Source organism: Thiocapsa imhoffii, from assembly GCF_016583985.1.
Classification (GTDB): Bacteria; Pseudomonadota; Gammaproteobacteria; order Chromatiales; family Chromatiaceae; genus Thiocapsa; species Thiocapsa imhoffii.
Map to the genome: position 1 here is coordinate 31,607 of NZ_NRSD01000017.1, position 17,322 is coordinate 48,928.

The 17,322-nt window shown below is 63.0% G+C and carries 11 protein-coding genes; 2 read left to right on the plus strand and 9 right to left on the minus strand.

The genetic code is table 11. The features are described from left to right. Window positions 1-74 precede the first annotated feature (74 nt). The 4 genes from CKO25_RS14860 to CKO25_RS14875 all read right to left on the minus strand — a co-directional run bounded on the left by CKO25_RS14860 (window position 75) and on the right by CKO25_RS14875 (window position 8,016). Entirely contained in the window at window positions 75-3,188 is a 3,114-nt protein-coding gene (locus CKO25_RS14860; protein WP_200388735.1) for a bifunctional diguanylate cyclase/phosphodiesterase, read from the minus strand. Further along, a complete protein-coding gene (locus CKO25_RS14865; RefSeq protein ID WP_242467640.1) occupies window positions 3,185-4,471 on the minus strand; it encodes an urea ABC transporter substrate-binding protein in 1,287 nt (428 codons plus the stop codon). The genes CKO25_RS14860 and CKO25_RS14865 overlap by 4 nt, the downstream gene beginning before the upstream one ends. 211 nt (window positions 4,472-4,682) lie before the next feature. Beyond that, complete coding sequence (locus CKO25_RS14870; protein WP_200388736.1) at window positions 4,683-5,945, minus strand: ATP-binding protein; 1,263 nt, start codon at window positions 5,943-5,945, stop codon at window positions 4,683-4,685. Between the two features lie 112 nt (window positions 5,946-6,057). Next, window positions 6,058-8,016 carry an SLC13 family permease gene (locus CKO25_RS14875; protein WP_200388737.1) on the minus strand — a complete coding sequence of 653 codons (1,959 nt, stop codon included), beginning with the start codon at window positions 8,014-8,016 and terminating at the stop codon, window positions 6,058-6,060. A 257-nt stretch (window positions 8,017-8,273) separates the two neighbouring features. Between CKO25_RS14875 and CKO25_RS14880 the strand changes: the two genes are divergently transcribed. Both CKO25_RS14880 and cls read left to right on the plus strand, forming a co-directional pair. Continuing rightward, window positions 8,274-9,062: a retropepsin-like aspartic protease family protein gene (locus tag CKO25_RS14880; protein ID WP_200388738.1), complete on the plus strand. Its 789-nt coding sequence runs from the start codon at window positions 8,274-8,276 to the stop codon at window positions 9,060-9,062. Between the two features lie 62 nt (window positions 9,063-9,124). Next, complete coding sequence (gene cls, locus CKO25_RS14885; RefSeq protein WP_242467641.1) at window positions 9,125-10,588, plus strand: cardiolipin synthase; 1,464 nt, start codon at window positions 9,125-9,127, stop codon at window positions 10,586-10,588. Between the two features lie 125 nt (window positions 10,589-10,713). Here the strand turns inward: cls and CKO25_RS14890 are convergent, their stop codons facing one another. The 5 genes from CKO25_RS14890 to ileS form a co-directional block, all read right to left on the minus strand. After that, window positions 10,714-11,532 (minus strand): SHOCT domain-containing protein, encoded by an 819-nt coding sequence (locus CKO25_RS14890; RefSeq protein ID WP_200388739.1) that lies wholly within the window; start codon window positions 11,530-11,532, stop codon window positions 10,714-10,716. A gap of 214 nt (window positions 11,533-11,746) precedes the next feature. Further along, the gene (locus CKO25_RS14895) at window positions 11,747-12,793 is read right to left on the minus strand and encodes a succinylglutamate desuccinylase/aspartoacylase family protein (protein WP_200388740.1); all 1,047 of its coding nucleotides are present in this window, start codon (window positions 12,791-12,793) and stop codon (window positions 11,747-11,749) included. A gap of 141 nt (window positions 12,794-12,934) precedes the next feature. Next, window positions 12,935-13,840, minus strand: coding sequence for a 30S ribosomal protein S6--L-glutamate ligase (gene rimK / locus CKO25_RS14900; RefSeq protein ID WP_200388741.1), 906 nt, complete (start codon window positions 13,838-13,840; stop codon window positions 12,935-12,937). Further along, window positions 13,837-14,400, minus strand: coding sequence for a signal peptidase II (gene lspA / locus CKO25_RS14905; protein WP_371829721.1), 564 nt, complete (start codon window positions 14,398-14,400; stop codon window positions 13,837-13,839). Before lspA ends, rimK begins: the two co-directional genes overlap by 4 nt. After that, complete coding sequence (gene ileS, locus CKO25_RS14910) at window positions 14,393-17,224, minus strand: isoleucine--tRNA ligase (protein WP_200388742.1); 2,832 nt, start codon at window positions 17,222-17,224, stop codon at window positions 14,393-14,395. Before ileS ends, lspA begins: the two co-directional genes overlap by 8 nt. Window positions 17,225-17,322 lie beyond the last annotated feature (98 nt).

Genomic DNA, 17,322 nt, shown 5'->3' on the forward strand with positions numbered 1-17,322 from the left:
CCACGCCGGTATCGTGCGTGAGTCCGCTCCTGTTGCTCTCCTCAGTGCGAGTGTCGAACCTGCGGCGGCACACGTCAACCTTCCGGTCTTGCTGCATGCCTGGGTTCGGGAGCCTGGCCCGACCAGGTGGCGGTCCAGAAGGCTTCCGACGCTGGTTTGCCGATGAAATAGCCTTGTAAGAGATCACAGCCATGCTCGCGCAGAAAGCGGCTTTGGCCTTCGGTTTCGATCCCCTCGGCCACCACGCGCAATCCCAAGATATGCGCCAAGGCAATGGTTGCCACGCTGATCGCCGCATCATTGTCGTCGAATTCGATGTCGCGAACGAACTCACGGTCGAGCTTCAGCACCATGATCGGGAGGCGTTTCAGATAGGCCAGGGAGGAATAACCGGTGCCAAAATCGTCGATGGCCAGGGAGACGCCCAGATCGCGCAAGGACTGCAGTTTGACGATGGCCAGCTCGGGGCGATCCATCGCGGTCGATTCGGTGATCTCTAACTCTAGTTCATCCTCGCCCAAGCCATGCCGATGCAGGATCTCGGCGACCTTCTCGACCAGTGTGGGATCGGAAAGCTGGCTCGCGGAGAGGTTTACGGCCATCCGTTTCGGCCCGACCCCGTGTGCCTTCCAGCGCGCGAAGCATTGGCAGGCCTCCTCGATGACCCACTGACCGATGATCTGGATCAGGCCCGTCTGCTCGGCAATCGGGATGAAGTGGATCGGTGGGATCAATCCGCGCTCGGGGTGGCGCCAACGGATCAGGGCCTCCATCGCCTCGGGAGGTGAGTTGGGGGCCTGGTGAGGCTTGATTTGTGGTTGGTAGTGCAGTTCGAATTGGTGCTCGTCGATCGCGATGCGCAGTTCGCACTCGAGCCTGAGGCGTTCGGCCGCGGCGACATTGAGTTCCTCGGTAAAGAACTGGGCGTTATGACGGCCCAGTTCCTTCGCGTGATACATGGCCGCGTCGGCGTTGCGCATCAACACCCCGGCATCCGCCCCATCGCCAGGGTAGACACTGATCCCGATGCTCGGGCTGGAGTGGAGGCGTTGTCCGTTGATCTCATAAGATGTAGCGAGGAGGGTGAGAATCTTGGACGCGAGTGGCGAGGCCTCATTGGGGAAATGCAACCCGGTCAGGACGACAACGAATTCATCACCGCCCTGACGCGCGACGATATCGCTTTCACGCACCGCGGCCCGCAGTCGCTTGGCGACCTCGATGAGCAATAGATCACCGACCTGATGACCCAGGGTATCGTTGATCACCTTGAAGTGGTCGAGGTCGATCAGAAGCACGGCGAGATGATGGCCGTCCTGATGCGCGGACATGATCGCCTGGGAGAGACGAATCTGGAGGTTGTAGCGGTTGAACAGGCCGGTCAGGCTGTCGTGATGTGCGAGATGCTCGATGCGTTGTTCCGCCGCCTTGCGCTCGCTGATGTCGGTGAAGCTGGCGATGTAATGGGTGATGTCTCCATCGCGGTTGCGGATTGTCGAGATCGCCGCCCATTTGGGTGTTTCGTTGCCGTCGCGGTCATGGTCCCAAAGCTCGCCTTGCCAATAGCCGGACTCGTCGAGCGCTTCCCATAACGCTTGATAGGTCGTGGGCGCGGTCCGTTCACTCGACAGCATGCTCGGGGTCTGGCCTTGGATCTCAGCAAGTGTGTAACCGGTCTGCCGGGTGAAGGCGGGATTGATCGCCACAATGCGCTGGTCCGCGTCGGTGACGAGGATTGCCTCGCCGCTGTGCTCGAACATGTTGGCATAGAGTTGTAGGGTCTCCATGGCACGATGCAATTCGCTAATATCCTGGACGGTGCCATAGGAGCGCAGTGGCGTGCCATCCGGTGCATAGTCGCTCTGGCCGTGTTCCTGGAGATATTTGATCCGCCCGTCGTCGCATCGCAGTCGATGCTGGATGCTGTAGGGCTGACCACTGGCGAGCGAGTCGCGATAGGCTTGATCGACGCGTGCCCGGTCATCCGGATGCACGGCCTCGAGAAAGGCTTGATAGCTCGCGGCGAAGCGTCGCGGATCGATCTCGAAGATCTGAAAGACCTCCTCCGACCAGTCCAGGCGATTGGCGCGCAGATCAAGGCTCCAGTGGCCGAGTCGTGCGATGCGTTGGGCTTCACGCAAGCGCGTGAGCGACTGCTCCAAGGCAGATTCGGCGCGCACGAACCGGCGTCCCAAGAAGTCTGCCGCGAGTGCCGCAAGCAGCGCGAGCACCACGAAGGTGAGCAGGGTCGTGCGTTGCGCTTGGTAGAGCGGGGCCAGGGCTTCCTCGACATCGATCTTGACCACCATGCCCCATTGGAGGGCGGGTAGATAACGCCAGTCCGCCGCCACCGTGACGCCACTGTAGTCGGCCACGATGCCGCTGCCATGCTGTCCGGACAAGGCCGCGCGCATCGGTTGGGCGGTCTGCTCGAACGGCACCAGACGCGTGAAGGCCGCACCAGGCAGGCGTTCGAGTTCGATGGTATAGCGGGTCTGCTCCGCCTCGCGCATCGCCATGACGGTCTCGCCGGTCAGGCCTAGGCCGGTGCGATCGGCGACAACCGGCATCAAGGCCGCGAGGTTCACCTGTAGGGCGATGGCGCCAATGGGACGACGCTCCAAGAACAGCGGGGCGACGACGAACGCAGCGGTTTCTTCGCCCGAGGGCGCATAGGGTGCGAAGGGGGTGAGATCCGTCTGCAAGAAGGCCATGGCTTTGTCAAAACCGATGGCCAGCATGCTGTCACGGTAGGGCCCCGTCATGAGATTGGTCCCGAGATCGGATTCTTCGCGCAGAGAAAACAGGACGTTGCCCGCGGGATCGATCAAGAGAATGTCATGATAGTGCTTGCTCTCTCCCAGCCCGCCGAAGCGGGTGCGCAAACCCGCGACCACCTCCGGATCGAGCGGATGGGTGCCGGTCTGGTGGGCGGATATGAGATCTTCAAGGTTCGTGCGAATCCCCTCCTGTCTCGCGAGTGACTCGGCATCGGCGAGCCGTTCGTTGATGTAGACGTCGATCTGATCGGCTTTTTTATCGCCGATCCTGGTGATGCTCTGGAGCACGATCCTGGTGAGCGCATGCTCGAAGCTCAACAGATTAAACCAGGAGAGTCCGGCCAGCGGCAGCACGGAGACGATCAGGAAGCCAAAGGCGAGGTGCCGGCCGGTGTGCCGCGGTTTCATGGAGTGGGGTTCGCGGTGATGGCCGCATTGTGCATGGTCGCGGCGACGGTGGCGACGAGCGCAAGCCACTCGTCGCGTGAGCGCAGCGGGGGGAAGGGGAGCGGGCGCACCAGTCCCGCGGAGAGTTCGGCGGCGTCGAATTGACCATCGGCGCGGGCCTGTCCGACGTAGACTCGGCGCCAGGCGTGGCGCGTCCCGGCGTCGAGTACCAGGATCCCCGACGGCCCCGCCACACTCATGCGTGTGATGGTGCGATTGATCTGCCGTGGGTTGTCCGTGCCGGCCTCCGCGACGGCCGCGGCCCACAGCTTGACCCCCTGATAGCTCGCAACGAGCGGGTCACTGGTGGTGCGATCCGGGCCATAACGCTGCTGGAAGGCGGCGACGAAAGCGCGATTGGCCTCACTGGGAAGACTCTGGAAATAGCCCCAAACGGCGAAGTGCAGTGGATGGGGCGGTAGGTGCTTCATCGCCCGGAGTTCAGGTTCGGCAACGCTGAAGGAGACGACTGGGATTTGCGTCAATCCGGCCTGCGAGAGGGCGTCGAAGAAGGACCGGTTGGCGATGCCGTTCAAGGTATTGAATACGACATCCGGCATTTGCTCACCAAGGTCCGTCATGATCGCGGAAAAATCCCCCTCGTTCATCGAGACATAGTGCTCGGCGACGACCGTTCCATCGACCATATTCGTCAGATCACGGATGAACTGGTTGGCCAGTCGCGGAAAGATGTAATCGGATCCCACCAGATAGACGCGCGTGCCGAAGCGGTCCAGCGCCCAGCGTGCGCCCGGAATGATCTGCTGATTCGGCGCCGCGCCGAGATAGAGAATTCTGGGGGACTGTTCGAGCCCCTCGTACTGCAGCGGATAGAACATCAGATGCTGGTGCGCCTCGACCACGGGCTTCAGGGCACGGCGGCAACTCGAGGTCCAGCAAGCGAACAGGGCGCTGACCTTCTCCTCGGTGATGAGCCGCTCGGCGGCGGCGGCGGCGAGGGTCCAATCGGAGCGACTGTCGATCAGAATCAGCTCGAGGGGGCGTCCGAGCAGGCCACCCGCGCTGTTGAGTTCGTCGATCGCAAGGCGCAGGGCATCGACCAAGCCTCGTTCACTTTCGGCCATCGCGCCCGATAAGGCATGCACGACCCCAATCCGAATCGGGGCCGGTGTGACCGGGGCACGCGGACCGAGCAGGGACAGACTCGCGAACCCCACGCCGATCAGCGCGAGGAGTAGCAGGCCGAACCTGAAGGTGCGTGCCATCGTTGTCGATTCATCCATGCCGGACTGTCTCCAGCGCCACCTGTAAAGCGGTTCGACGCGATGGGCAGTCGGCCGAACCAAGGTGTTGCGGTCGTCCCGCCATCCCGCCGGCGACCGCGACGGTCGTCGCGGTCACGTCAGTGCTCAGTATAGACGCGGGCAGGATGCGAAAACGTGACCATGGACAGACAATGGGTCGGCTATGGAGTGCGGACGCGCCGTGAAGAGGTCAGGCCGCGCCGGTGGAGATGCGCGGCGTTGCGCACACCCGATCGCGCGCCGGCTCCAGTTCCTCGTCACCACCCGCGAGGATGCGGCGCTTGCCATCGAGCAGGAAGGTGATGGCCCGTTGCAGATCAGCGAGGGTGACGACTTGCTCGGCACCGCTGCGTAAGGCCGCGTAGGAGGCGGCAAGCAGGATGGCGTTTTGGATGTCGCCACCCGCGGCTCCATCCGAGTCGCGGGCGAGGAGGTCGAAGTCGACGTCCGCGGCCAATGGCAATTGCGAGGGTACATGACAGCGCCAAATGGCGGCACGCTGCGGGGCGGCCGGCAGCTTGAATTGGATGTGGGCGAGCATCCGGCGCAGAAAGGCATTGTCGTAATTGCGCACCAGGTTGGACGCGAAGATGACGGTGCCCTCGAAGTTGTCCAGTTCGATGAGGGTGGTGCTGCGGGCGACATTGATGCTGTTGTCGGCCGATTGCGAGATCTCGACCAAGCGTTTGCCGAGGATCGAGTCGGCCTCGTCAAAGAAGAGCAGGGCGCCGGTCTCGCGCGCCTTGGCGAACGCGGCCTTGATGTTTTTCGGCGTCTCACCGACGTATTTCGACTCCAGTTCGGCATAGCTGATGCGCAGGATCTTCTTCGCCAGCAGATCGGCGATCGCGTCGGCGGCGAGGGTCTTGCCGGTGCCCGGGGGGCCGTAGAAGTTCAAGGCAACCCGTCGTCCGGTGCGGGCCACCGCGGACAGGCCCCAGGTGGAGTAGATCAAGTCCTGTGACACCATCACATTCGTCGCCTCGCGAATCCGTTCGAGCGTGTCCTGGTCAAGAATGAGTTGCGACAAGGTGTGACGTGGCTCGACCGGTTCGATGCCCTCGAGTCGGGACGTGTCGGCGTCGTCCGGCTCCTCGGGCGATCTGGTGTCCGCGCTCGCTCCCTGATGCTGCGTGATGTCCGAGCTGGCGACACGCTCGAGGCTGGTGCGTGCTGGATTGAAGTCCACCCGAACCCGTGGCTTGTTCAGCAGCCCGGGAAAGCGCGAACGATCGAGGAGTTGCGCGAGCCCTTTGAGGAAGGCCGTTGATGCGGCGGCCTCCACCTCCACCGAGGTGTCCTGTCCTTGCTCGAGGCAACGTGGACAATAGAACAAGGGCGCGCCGACGACCTCGATATAAAAGTGTCCGAGATTGCTCTTCTTGCCATGGTGTGAGAGGACCAGTTCACAGGCGTGGATCGGACAGGTCGGCGTCTTGCGCAGGAGCGACATGGCGGGGAATTCCTTGCAGGCTAGACTCCGTGCATGCCGCGCACCTTGCGCCACCAGCGGTGGCGTTCGATCGCGCGTGCGTGCAAGCGGCCCGTTGCTCGGGTCATGAGGGTCAAAACAGGAGGTTCAGCATGCCGAGGGCGACCACCAAGAATAGCACCGTCATGATGCCGCCAGCCCGCATGAAGTCCACCACGCGATAGTTGCCCGGCCCCATCAGCAGGGCGTTCACTTGATGGGTTGGGATCAGGAAGGAGTTCGAGGTCGCGATGGCGACGGTGAGCGCAAACACCGCCGGGTTGGCGCCGACGCCAAGCGCCATGTTCACCGCGAGCGGGACCAAGAGGACGGTCGCACCGACATTGGACATGACCAGGGTGAAGAGGGTGGCGAGGACAGCCAGTGCGGACTGTACGACCCAGATTGGCACCTCGCCCAGCACGCTCAGCGTCTGTTGCGCAATCCAGGCGGCGGTGCCGCTGGACTCGACGGCGAGACCCAACGGGATGAGCGAGGCCAGCAGGAAGACGGTTTTCCAACTGACCGCCTGATAGGCTTCGTCGATCGAGAGCACGCGGGCCAGGATCATTCCTAGGGCGCCGGTCAGCAGGGCGATCGAGAGGCGTAGATCGGTGAAGAGCACCAGGGCCAGGGCAATGAGGAAGAAGATCAGGGCGGCGGGAACCTTATGCGGGCGCAACTCTTCGTGCGGGTACTCGGTCGTGACGACGACAAAGTTGCGGTCCTTGCTGATGCGATGAAGATCGGCCCAGGTGGTATGCACCACGAGCGCATCACCGGCCTGCAATGGGGTATTGCGCACGCCACCGGTGGTGAAGGTGATGTGGGTCTCGCCACGATTGATGGCCAGCAGCGAGAGGCCATAGGTTTTGCGCATCCAGACATCGCGGGCGGTCTTGCCGATGAGGTTGGAACCCGGTGGGATGACGATCTCCGCGATCCCTGCTTTAGCGCTGGACATGGCCTCGGAGAAGAGATCGAGTTCGGGCTTCGCCGTGATGTCATTGGCCGCGAAGAAGCGTTCGAGTGCAGCGCGGGCGCCGAGGATGCCGAGCGTGGTGCCGGGCGCGATCCCAACGGAGCGATCGACGCCGTCGGCCCCCATGCGCAGCCCATCGCCCTTCTCGAAGGCCACCACGCGCACTCTCCAGGTTTGCTCCAACTCATCCACGCGCATGCCGACGAGCGCGCTGTGTGGCTCGACCCGGGCCTCGCGGATCGCGAACGAACTGAGTCCATAGGTCTCGGCGAAGTATTGGCTGGCGTCGCTGCCCGTGAGTTTGTCGTTGCCGCGCGCTGGCAGGACGAAACGCCCCGCGATCACGAAGTAGAGAATGCCCGTCAGCAGCAGGGCCGTCCCGATCGGGGTCACGTCGAAGAGGTTGAAGAGTTCCATCGGCGCCGTGCCGGCGGGCAGGGCCTGGTTCGAGGTTTGGATGAGGTCGTTCAACAGGATCAAGGGACTTGATCCGACCATGGTAATGGTTCCGCCGAGGATGGCGCAGAAGCCCATGGGCATCAGAAGGCGCGACATCGGCAGACCGGTGCGCGCGGAGATGCGACTGACGACCGGGAGGAACAGGGCGGCGGCCCCAACGTTCTGCATGAAGCTCGAAATCACCCCAACGGTTCCAGAGATCAAGGGGATGACGCGTTTCTCGGTGGTTCCACCCAGGCGCATGATGAAAACAGCGACCTTCGACATGATGCCGGTCTTATCCAGGCCCGCGCCGATGATCATCACCGCGATGATGGAGATCACGGCATTACTCGCGAAACCGTCGAAGAGGTGTTCGATCGGGACCAGGGCCGTCTCGAGCCCCATCCAGGGGGTGACGAGACTGGAGAGTCCGAGCAGGACCATGATGCTGATGGCCGCGACATCGACCGACACGATCTCGAACGCAAACAGATAGATGGTGAGCAGCAGAAAGCCCATGACCCAGGCGATCTCGACCGAGGGCACGATCAAGGCGAGCGCGATGCCGCAGAGCGTGAAGAAGACGGCGGCGAGAACCGGTGTCAACAAGGAGCGCGCGGCGGGAGGCATGTGCGGTGTCCTCTAGGGTCTCTGCGATGTGGCGCGGGGAGCAGGTCTGGCGACTGTGCCCGCATCAGGTTGACCAGACATGATACTGAAATGAACCGTTTTGGTCCTTCCGTTTGTGCGGCCGCCGATGCGCCCGGTGCTGGCGAGCCGCGGAGGCCGCGCCTGATGTGATAGCCCTGAGCGTGCCACGCTGCTAGTCTTCTGGTTCGAATGGCGAAGACCTCATTGCCCTCAACCGGGAGCGGAGCCCTACATCCATGATCGATTCGACTCAGCGGCTGGTGAGGCACAGGCGTCAGATCACAATCTGCGCCGGCGCGGCCTGGGTCGCGACCGTCTCGGCGACGTCACAGGTCGAGGTGAGCGCGGAGCTGGAACTCTTGATGTCGCAGTTCGGTTTCGAGGTCCAGGGCATGGAACAGACCGAGGCGATGTGGGCACGCATCGAAGGTTCTGATTTGGTGACGCGCTTGCGCGTGCTGCTCGATGAGTTTGATCATGTCATCGTGCAGGACGGTGCGGGCGGAGTCGATCGCGTGATCATTCTTGGTGAAAAAGTCGCGGTGGTCGCACCACCCATGGTGGCCGAGACGCCGGGCTTCGACCTGCCCGATGATGATGTGCTTGATCAGGTCACCGGTGAGTTGGGTGATGCCATCATCTTGCAAACGCAACGCCAAGGTCACTCCCATCTCGTGAGCCTGATCTTGGAGGGCAACAACGGTCAGCGGATCCCACAGACCCTGTTGATCGATACCGGTTCCGACCATGTCGTCCTGCCGAATTCTTTGATTGCGAGTTTGGGGCTGTCACCGAATGATCTCAGACCACAAACCGTACAGACTGCCAACGGAACAGTGGATGCCCGTATCGGAACCTTGCAGGGGTTGTTCCTCGATTCGAACAACCGGGTCGAAGGGGTTTCGGTTGCCTTCATCGATGACACGCGACTCGGCGGGAACGCGCTGTTGGGGATGAGCTTACTGGGGCGGTTCTTGGTCACGATCGACGACGAAAAGAGTCAGGTGACCCTTGCATCACCCTGAGCGCGACCGGAGCGAGGGATGGAGACGGGGTCTGGGGTTGGATAGGGGCGCGCCGGTTCGCAATGACTGACGCAATGCAGGTTGTGGCGATCGATACGAACCTCTTGTTCACCTTGATCTTCGGTGTGGAACTGGTCGCGCAGGCGGTGACGGTCGGACATCTGCTCTTGAGCCGGCGCGACGTGCCCTCGACCGTCGGCTGGGCCGGGTTGGTGCTATTGGCGCCCTTGGTTGGGATGGCCCTCTATTGGCTGTTCGGCATCAATCGCATCACCCGCAAGGCGCATCGACTCCGGCCCGAAACCTCCGAGGCCAGCGAGCGGTCCGAACTTGCCGACGAGCGCAGAGCGCACGGTCTCTTGCAGCGAGACTTTCCCGACCTGGTGCGTCTGGGCCATCTTGGCGATGCCCTGGTCGGTCTGCCCTTGGTCGCTGGGAATCGGGTCGCGCCCTTGATCGATGGCGATCAGGCGTATCCCAGGATGTTGGAGGCGATCGAGGACGCGAGGGTCAGCGTCGGCCTTTCGACCTATATCTTCGACAACGACGCGGCCGGTGTGCTGTTCGTGGATGCCCTGGAGCGCGCGCACCGCCGTGGTGTCGCCGTGCGGGTCTTGATCGATGGCGTTGGACAGCGTTACAGCCGGCCACCGATGCCACGGCTCTTGAGACGGCGCGGCATTCCCAGTGCCGTGTTCCTGGCGTCGGTGTTGCCGATTCGCAGCCAATATCTGAATCTCAGGAATCATCGCAAGATTCTCGTCGTGGATGGCCGCGTTGGCTTGACCGGTGGGCTGAACATCCGGGCAGGTTGTCTCTTGCACACGCATCCTCGCCACCCGATCCAGGATCTGCATCTGTGCGTCGAGGGTCCTGTGGTGCGCTTTCTGGTCGAGGCTTTTGCCTTGGATTGGACCTTTACGACGGGGGAGCGACTCGGCGGGACTGACTGGTATCCGGTTCTCGACGAATGTGGGACGACGCTCGCGCGCGGTGTTCCAGATGGCCCAGATGAGGATTTCGATATCATTCGTCGGATGATCCTGGGCGCACTGACCACGGCGCGTCAGTGCGTGCGGATCGTCTCTCCCTACTTTCTGCCGGATCAAACCCTGATCACGGCGCTGAACGTGACCGCGCTGCGGGGTGTCGACGTCCAAATCCTGATCCCCGAGCGGAATAATCTCAGGCTCGTGCAATGGGCGGCGCAGGCGCAGGTCGAGCAATTGCTCGAGTCGCATTGTCGGATCTGGTTGTCGCCGCCACCCTTTGATCACACCAAGCTGATGCTGGTCGATGATGCCTGGGTCTTCATGGGATCAGCCAATTGGGATCCGCGCAGTTTGCGGCTCAATTTCGAATACAACATCGAGTGCTATGACCGTGTGCTGGCGCATCGGCTGCACGCACTCGTCGACGATAAGATCGCCCGTGGGCGGGAACTCCTCGCTTCCACGCTGGCCGGGCGCTCGATCCCGATCCGTCTGCGTGACGGTCTGGCCCGGCTGTCATCGCCCTATCTGTGAGCGGCGGGCACCATCGCAAGGCCGTGTGGCCAAGCGGGGGTCCGTTGGTGTCGCGCCGCTTCGGGACACCCCCATCGGGTGTGTCTGGGGCGTTGCCCGATGGCACCGCCCCAGGCGCCGCGCGACTAGAGGCGGGCGAGCAGTTCGCGTTTCTTTTCAGCGAACTCATCCTCGGTCAGCACGCCCTTCGCCTTGAGGTCGGCGAGCCGTTCGATCGCGGCAAAGACATCGCCTCGGTCGGGGTGACTCGGCGGCGGATTCGCCCACTGTGCCGTGGATGCGGGCTCCGGTGCGGGCGTGGTGACGGGTTGCCCTTGGCGCATGACCACCGGCAGGCGGGTGAGATCGACCGTCCCGAATTGACTGGAAAAGGTGATCGAACCGCCTGGACCTTGCTGTTGGGAAAAGCCGCCGATCTGGTGATCCTCTGTGTCGTAGACCCAGACATTGCCGCCGGTATCGACTGCCAGGCGGCGCGCATGGGCGAAATAGGCGTATTTCACCGAATCTTGACTGCCGGTTGCGCTGGGTTGACCCAGTTCTGCCGGCCACCAATGATCCTCCGGATCGGGGGTGAAGAGATCCGAACCGGCGCCGCCGAACCCGCCGCTGCGTTGCCGTTGCGTCGTGGCACCACCCTGGCTCTGCGATTGGAAGCTCCCGCTTTGCAGCAGCCCGGGTTGATTGACCAGCAGTGTGGACAACTCCTCGCATAGGCCCTGGACTCGGGCATTCAGGGAGTGGTTGAACATGTCGCCCAGCATCAACATCCCACCCCGCATCCATTGTCCGGAGCCGCCGAATTCGGGGTGGTTGAACTGGGCCATCGAACCGTTGCCGTTGTATACAGCGAACAGCATGTGGGTGACGGCGTCGGGACGAAAGCCGTGGCGATTGGCGATATCATCGACGATCTGTTGACCAAAGGGCGTCAGGTCTTGCATGGTGTCGGCTCCAGATTGTTAGCCTGTCCGTGATCGGACTGGTACGGCCATGCGGATCGAGATGAGGCATGACGGTTGGGTTGAAGGCCCCGGAACGAGGACTCCGGGACGAGGACATCGCTCAGTGGCCTGGTGCGCGACGGGATCGGGTGCGAGCGCCGAGTGGCTCACAGTGCCGGCCGTGCGCCTGGCGATCCCGAGCATGGCCGTGCGATTAGATGATGACGGTGGCGTCCTCTTCATCGTCCGGATCGAGCGCGTCGCGGTACTGCTCGACGAGCGCCGCCGCGGCCTCGGGTTGGCCGAAACAGGCGATATGATACAAGGCCTCGCCCTCGGTGATCAGCGGGAGATTGGTCCGGCCAATGACGACCCCGCTCACCGGCGACTGAATCCGTTCGTCCACCGGGCGGAAGGGGTCGGTGATAATCCCGAGGGTATCGCCCTTGTTCACCTGTGCCCCGAGCGGAGTGAGAGAGAGCAGGATGCCACTCTGCTGGGCGCGGATCCAGACGCTGGAGCGGGCAACCACTGGGTCATTCTGCATCGCGCGGCGTGGGCTGGAAGCACGGATCATGCCCAAGTGGCGCATCACACCGAGGATTCCACGCAGACCCGCGCGCACCGCGAACTCATCGAAACGCAATGCCTCTCCAGCTTCATAGAGCAGCAGGGGGATCGCGCGCGCGGCGGCCTCGGCGCGCAGCGAACCGGGCCGGACCTCGGCATCGAGGATCACGGGTGCCCCGAAGGCCTTGGCCAGATCGGGGATCGTTTCGCAGGCACTCAAGGTGGCGCGGATCTGCGGCAGATTCTCGCGGTGAATCGCCCCCGTGTGCAGATCGATCCCGTGCGTCGAACCCTCGACCACCTCGGTCATGAGCGTGGCGGCGAGACGCGCGGCGAGCGAGCCCTTGCCCGAACCGGGGAAACTGCGGTTGAGGTCACGCCGATCAGGAAGATAGCGGGACTGGCGGACGTAGCCGTAGACATTGACCACCGGAACCGTGAGCAGGGTGCCCCGCATGCGGTTGAGTGACTTTTGCTGGCGCAGCCGCCGCAGGATCTCCACGCCGTTGATCTCGTCGCCATGGATGGCCGCCGTAATGAACAACCGCGGCCCCGGCTGGCGTGCGTGGATGACATGGACCGGCATGAACACCGGGGTGGTGGTATAGAGATTCGCGAGCGGGATATCGATGCGAACGCGGGTGCCCGGTGGCACCTCACGGCCGGCGATCTGGATGGAGTGAGCGGTCATCGACACACGTCTATGGCAAACGATCGCCGCATCTTGTCATGAAATCGTCCGCGCGCACAGATCTCGCTCCGGCCTTGCCGCCCGCTGTCGAGGGGGCGCGACGGGGGCCTGGATTGGTGCGGTCATCATGGCCGTGAGGGCTTAACCCTGACCGCGTGTGCGCGTCTTTCCGAGTGCCGCGTTCTTCTCGATGAAGGCGATCATCTGACCGGCAATGTCCTTGCCGGTTGCCCGCTCGATTCCCTCGAGGCCGGGCGAGGAGTTGACCTCCATCACCACCGGCCCGTGATTGGAGCGCAGGATGTCGACACCGGCCACGTTCAAGCCAATGATCTTCGCGGCGCGCACCGCGGTGGAGCGCTCTTCCGGGGTGATGCGAATCAGCGAGGCACTGCCGCCACGGTGGAGATTGGAGCGGAACTCCCCGGCCTTTGCCTGGCGTTTCATGGCCGCGACGACACGATCGCCAATGACGAAACAGCGGATATCCGCACCGTTGGCTTCGCGAATGTATTCCTGCACCAGGATATTGACCTTCAGCCCCATGAAGGCCTCGATGACGCTCTCCGCGGCCTGCTGGGTCTCGGCCAACACCACGCCGATGCCTTGCGTTCCCTCCAAGAGTTTGATGACCAGTGGCGGACCACCCACCATCTTGATGAGATCATCGACATCGTCTGGAGCGTGCGCGAATCCGGTGATGGGCAGGCCAATCCCCTTGCGCGACAGCAGTTGCAGCGAGCGCAGTTTGTCGCGCGCTCGTGCAATCGCGACGGATTCGTTCAGCGGGTAGACCCCCAACATCTCGAATTGGCGCAGCACGGCATTGCCATAGAAGGTCACGGAGGCACCGATGCGCGGGATCACGGCATCGAACCCGCGCAACTGGTCGCCACGATAGTGAATGGACGGCGCGTGCGAGGTGATGTTCATGTAGCAGCGCAGAACGTCGACGACCTTTGCCTCGTGCCCGCGTAAGCGCGTTGCCTCGACGAGTCGCCGGGTCGAGTAGAGGTTCGGGTTGCGCGAAAGGATGGCAATCTTCATGAGGGTTCCGAGGTCACCAAGGTCACAATCACCAGGATCACCACGCCCACACTGATGGCGCTATCGGCGACATTGAACGATGGCCAGGGATTGAACAGCGCCAGCGGGATGATGGGGAGAGAGACCTGGATGAAATCGACAACATGCCCCCAAAGGATGCGGTCGATGAGATTCCCGAGCGCGCCTCCGATCAACAGGGACAGACCGAGCGCCAAGGCCGCATGGCCCCGGTTCAGTCGCAGCAACCAGACCAATAGGATTAGGGTGACGACCAGCGCAACGCCGGCCAGGAACCAGCGCTGCCAACCACCGGCATCGGCGAGCACGCTGAAGGCCGCCCCGGTGTTAAACACGAGGGTCAGGTTGAGATTCGGAATGAGTTCGACCACCTCGAATGGTCGCAACGTCATCAGCACCCACCACTTGCTCGCCTGATCAAGGAGCAGGATGAGCAGCGAGAGCCAGAGCCAATGTCGCATCGCCCCCAGTCCGTGAGGACGCAACGTGGCCCTGGCTTCGAGGCGATCGCCGCCGTTGGTCACGCCCCGTTGGTCAGGCATAGCGGCGCGTCTCGCCGGTGCCGGCCACGTTCTCGACACAGCGTCCGCACAACTCAGGGTGTGTGCTGTCGTGCCCGACATCGGCCCGGTGATGCCAACAGCGCACGCACTTGGTGTGCGTCGAAGCACTCACCCGCACCGCGAGTTCTGACAGGTCGGTGGCGGAAGCGTCGCTCGGTCGTTCGCTCGCGGGATGCAACCGCACCTCGGACACGATCAGGGCAAAGCGCAGTTCCGGACCGAGACGGGCCAGTTCCTGGTGCAGCGTCTCGTCGCAATAGAGATCGAGCTCCGCATCCAGTGACGAGCCGATCAGACCAGCCTTGCGCGCGCCTTCCAGCGCGGGTCCGATGGCCAGTCGGGTGGCGATGAGGCGCTCCCAGAAGGCGCGGTCTAGGGAGTCACCGTCGGCGAGCGAGGCGAGTCCCTCGTACCAGGTGGTGACAAAGACCGTCGCGGCCCGCTGTCCCGGCAGGTGTTGCCAGATCTCCTCGGCGGTGAAGCTGAGGATCGGGGCGAGCCAGCGGCACATGGCTTCGGCGATGTGATACATCGCCGTTTGGCAGGAGCGGCGCGGCAGGCTGTCCGCTGGCGTGGTGTATTGACGGTCCTTGATGATGTCGAGATAGAAGGAGCCCATGTCGACAACACAGAATTGCTGGATCTTCTGGTAGATGAGATGGAATTGGTAGTCGCGGTAGGCCGCGATGATCTCGTCCTGGAGCCGTTGGGCGCGGTCGACGGCCCAGCGGTCGAGCGCGATCAGATCGGCGTGCGCGACCTGGTCGGTCGCGGGATCGAACCCACTCAAATTGGCCAGCAGGAACCGTGCGGTGTTGCGGATGCGCCGATAGGCATCGGCGGTTCGCTTGAGGATCTCATCGCTCACGGCCATCTCGGCACGGTAATCGGTTGCCGCGACCCAGAGACGAATGATGTCGGCGCCGAGCGTCTTCATCACCTCTTGTGGTTTGACCACGTTGCCCTTCGACTTCGACATCTTCTCGCCCTTGGCATCGACCGTGAAACCGTGGGTGAGGACTTCGCGATAGGGCGCGCGGGTGTGCATCGCCACCGAGGTCATGAGCGAACTCTGAAACCAGCCGCGGTGTTGATCCGAGCCTTCCAGATAGAGATCGGCGGGGGCGCGCAACCCTGTGCGCTGCTCGAGCACGCACGCGTGCGTGACGCCCGAGTCGAACCAGACATCGAGGGTGTCCAGCACCTTGTCGTACTCGCTGCTCTCCGCTGCGTCGAGCAATTCGCTGGGCGCGAGGGCGAACCAGGCCTCGATGCCCTCTTGGGTCACGCGCCGCGCAACGGTTTCGATCAACTCCGGCGTGCGCGGATGCAACGCGCCCGAGGTCTTGTGGACGAACAGCGGAATGGGCACGCCCCAAGTCCGCTGTCGCGAGATACACCAGTCTGGTCGGCTCTGGACCATGCCCGCAATGCGACTCTGGCCCCAATCGGGCATCCAGCGCACCGTGCCGATCTCGCGCAGGGCCGCCGCGCGCAGACCCTGCCGGTCCATACTGATGAACCACTGTGGCGTCGCCCGGAAGATGATCGGCGTTCGGTGCCGCCAGCAATGGGGGTAACTATGGGTGAAGCGGGTGGCCAGCAGGAGTGCGCCGGCGGCCTTTAAGGTTTCGACCACGCGCTCGTTGGCTTCGGCGACATGTTCGCCGCCGAACAGTGGGGTCTCGGGGAGGAATCGTCCATCCCCGCCAACCGGGTTGTCCACGGGTAAGTGATAGCGTTGACCGACGATGTAGTCCTCCAATCCATGCCCGGGCGCAGTGTGGACCGCACCGGTTCCGGCATCGAGGGTCACATGTTCGCCGAGGATCACGGGGACCGTGCGGTCGTAGAATGGATGTTGCAGCATCAGTCCTTCGAAGTCGCTGCCGCGGCCATCACCCAGCACCCGATACTGGGTGATGCCCCAGCGGTCCATGGTGTCCTTGAGCAAGCCTTCGGCAACGATGAGTCGCTCGGGCCCTTGGGCGGCTTCGACCGCGACGATGACGTACTCCAATTCTGGATTCAGCGCGACCGCCTGGTTCGCCGGGAGCGTCCAGGGCGTGGTGGTCCAGATGACGAGCGATGCTGGACCGGTGCCACAGTCGCTCGGTGCGCCATGACAGCGGGCCGCCAATCGATCCGGTTCGATCACGGCGAAGCGGACATCGATGGCGATCGATTCCTTATCGGCGTATTCCACCTCGGCCTCGGCCAGCGCCGAGCCGCAGTCCACGCACCAGTGCACTGGCTTAAAGCCCTTTTGCACATGCCCATTGGCGATGATCCGACCGAGGGCGCGAATGATCTCCGCCTCGAAGGCGAAGTCCATCGTCAGATACGGGTTTGCCCAATCACCGACGACACCGAGACGCTGGAAGTCGGCGCGCTGGCCCGCAACCTGCTTGGCGGCATAATCTCGACAAGCGCGCCGAAAGTCCGCGGCGCTGATCTTCTGCCCGGGTTTTCCGCGCTTTTTCTCGACCTGTAATTCGATCGGTAGACCGTGACAATCCCACCCCGGCACATAGGGCGCATCATAGCCGTCAAGCGTCCGGGCCTTCACGATGATGTCCTTCAGGACCTTGTTGACGGCATGACCGATGTGGATCTCACCGTTTGCGTAGGGAGGGCCATCGTGGAGGATAAAGGTGTCGGCACCGACACGGGCTTCGCGAATCAGGGCATAGAGCCCCATTGATTCCCAGCGCGCGAGCATCTCGGGTTCACGCTGGGCGAGATTGGCCTTCATCGGGAAGCCCGTCTTGGGGAGGTTCAAGGTCGCTTTGTAGTCGGTCACGTCGCTGATTCTCGGTACGGCGAAAGGAGGCACGCCGTGCGGGTTTGACTCCGGGGCGTAAGGGTCACGGGTTGCGAGCAAGGGGGCCCGCGCGCTGC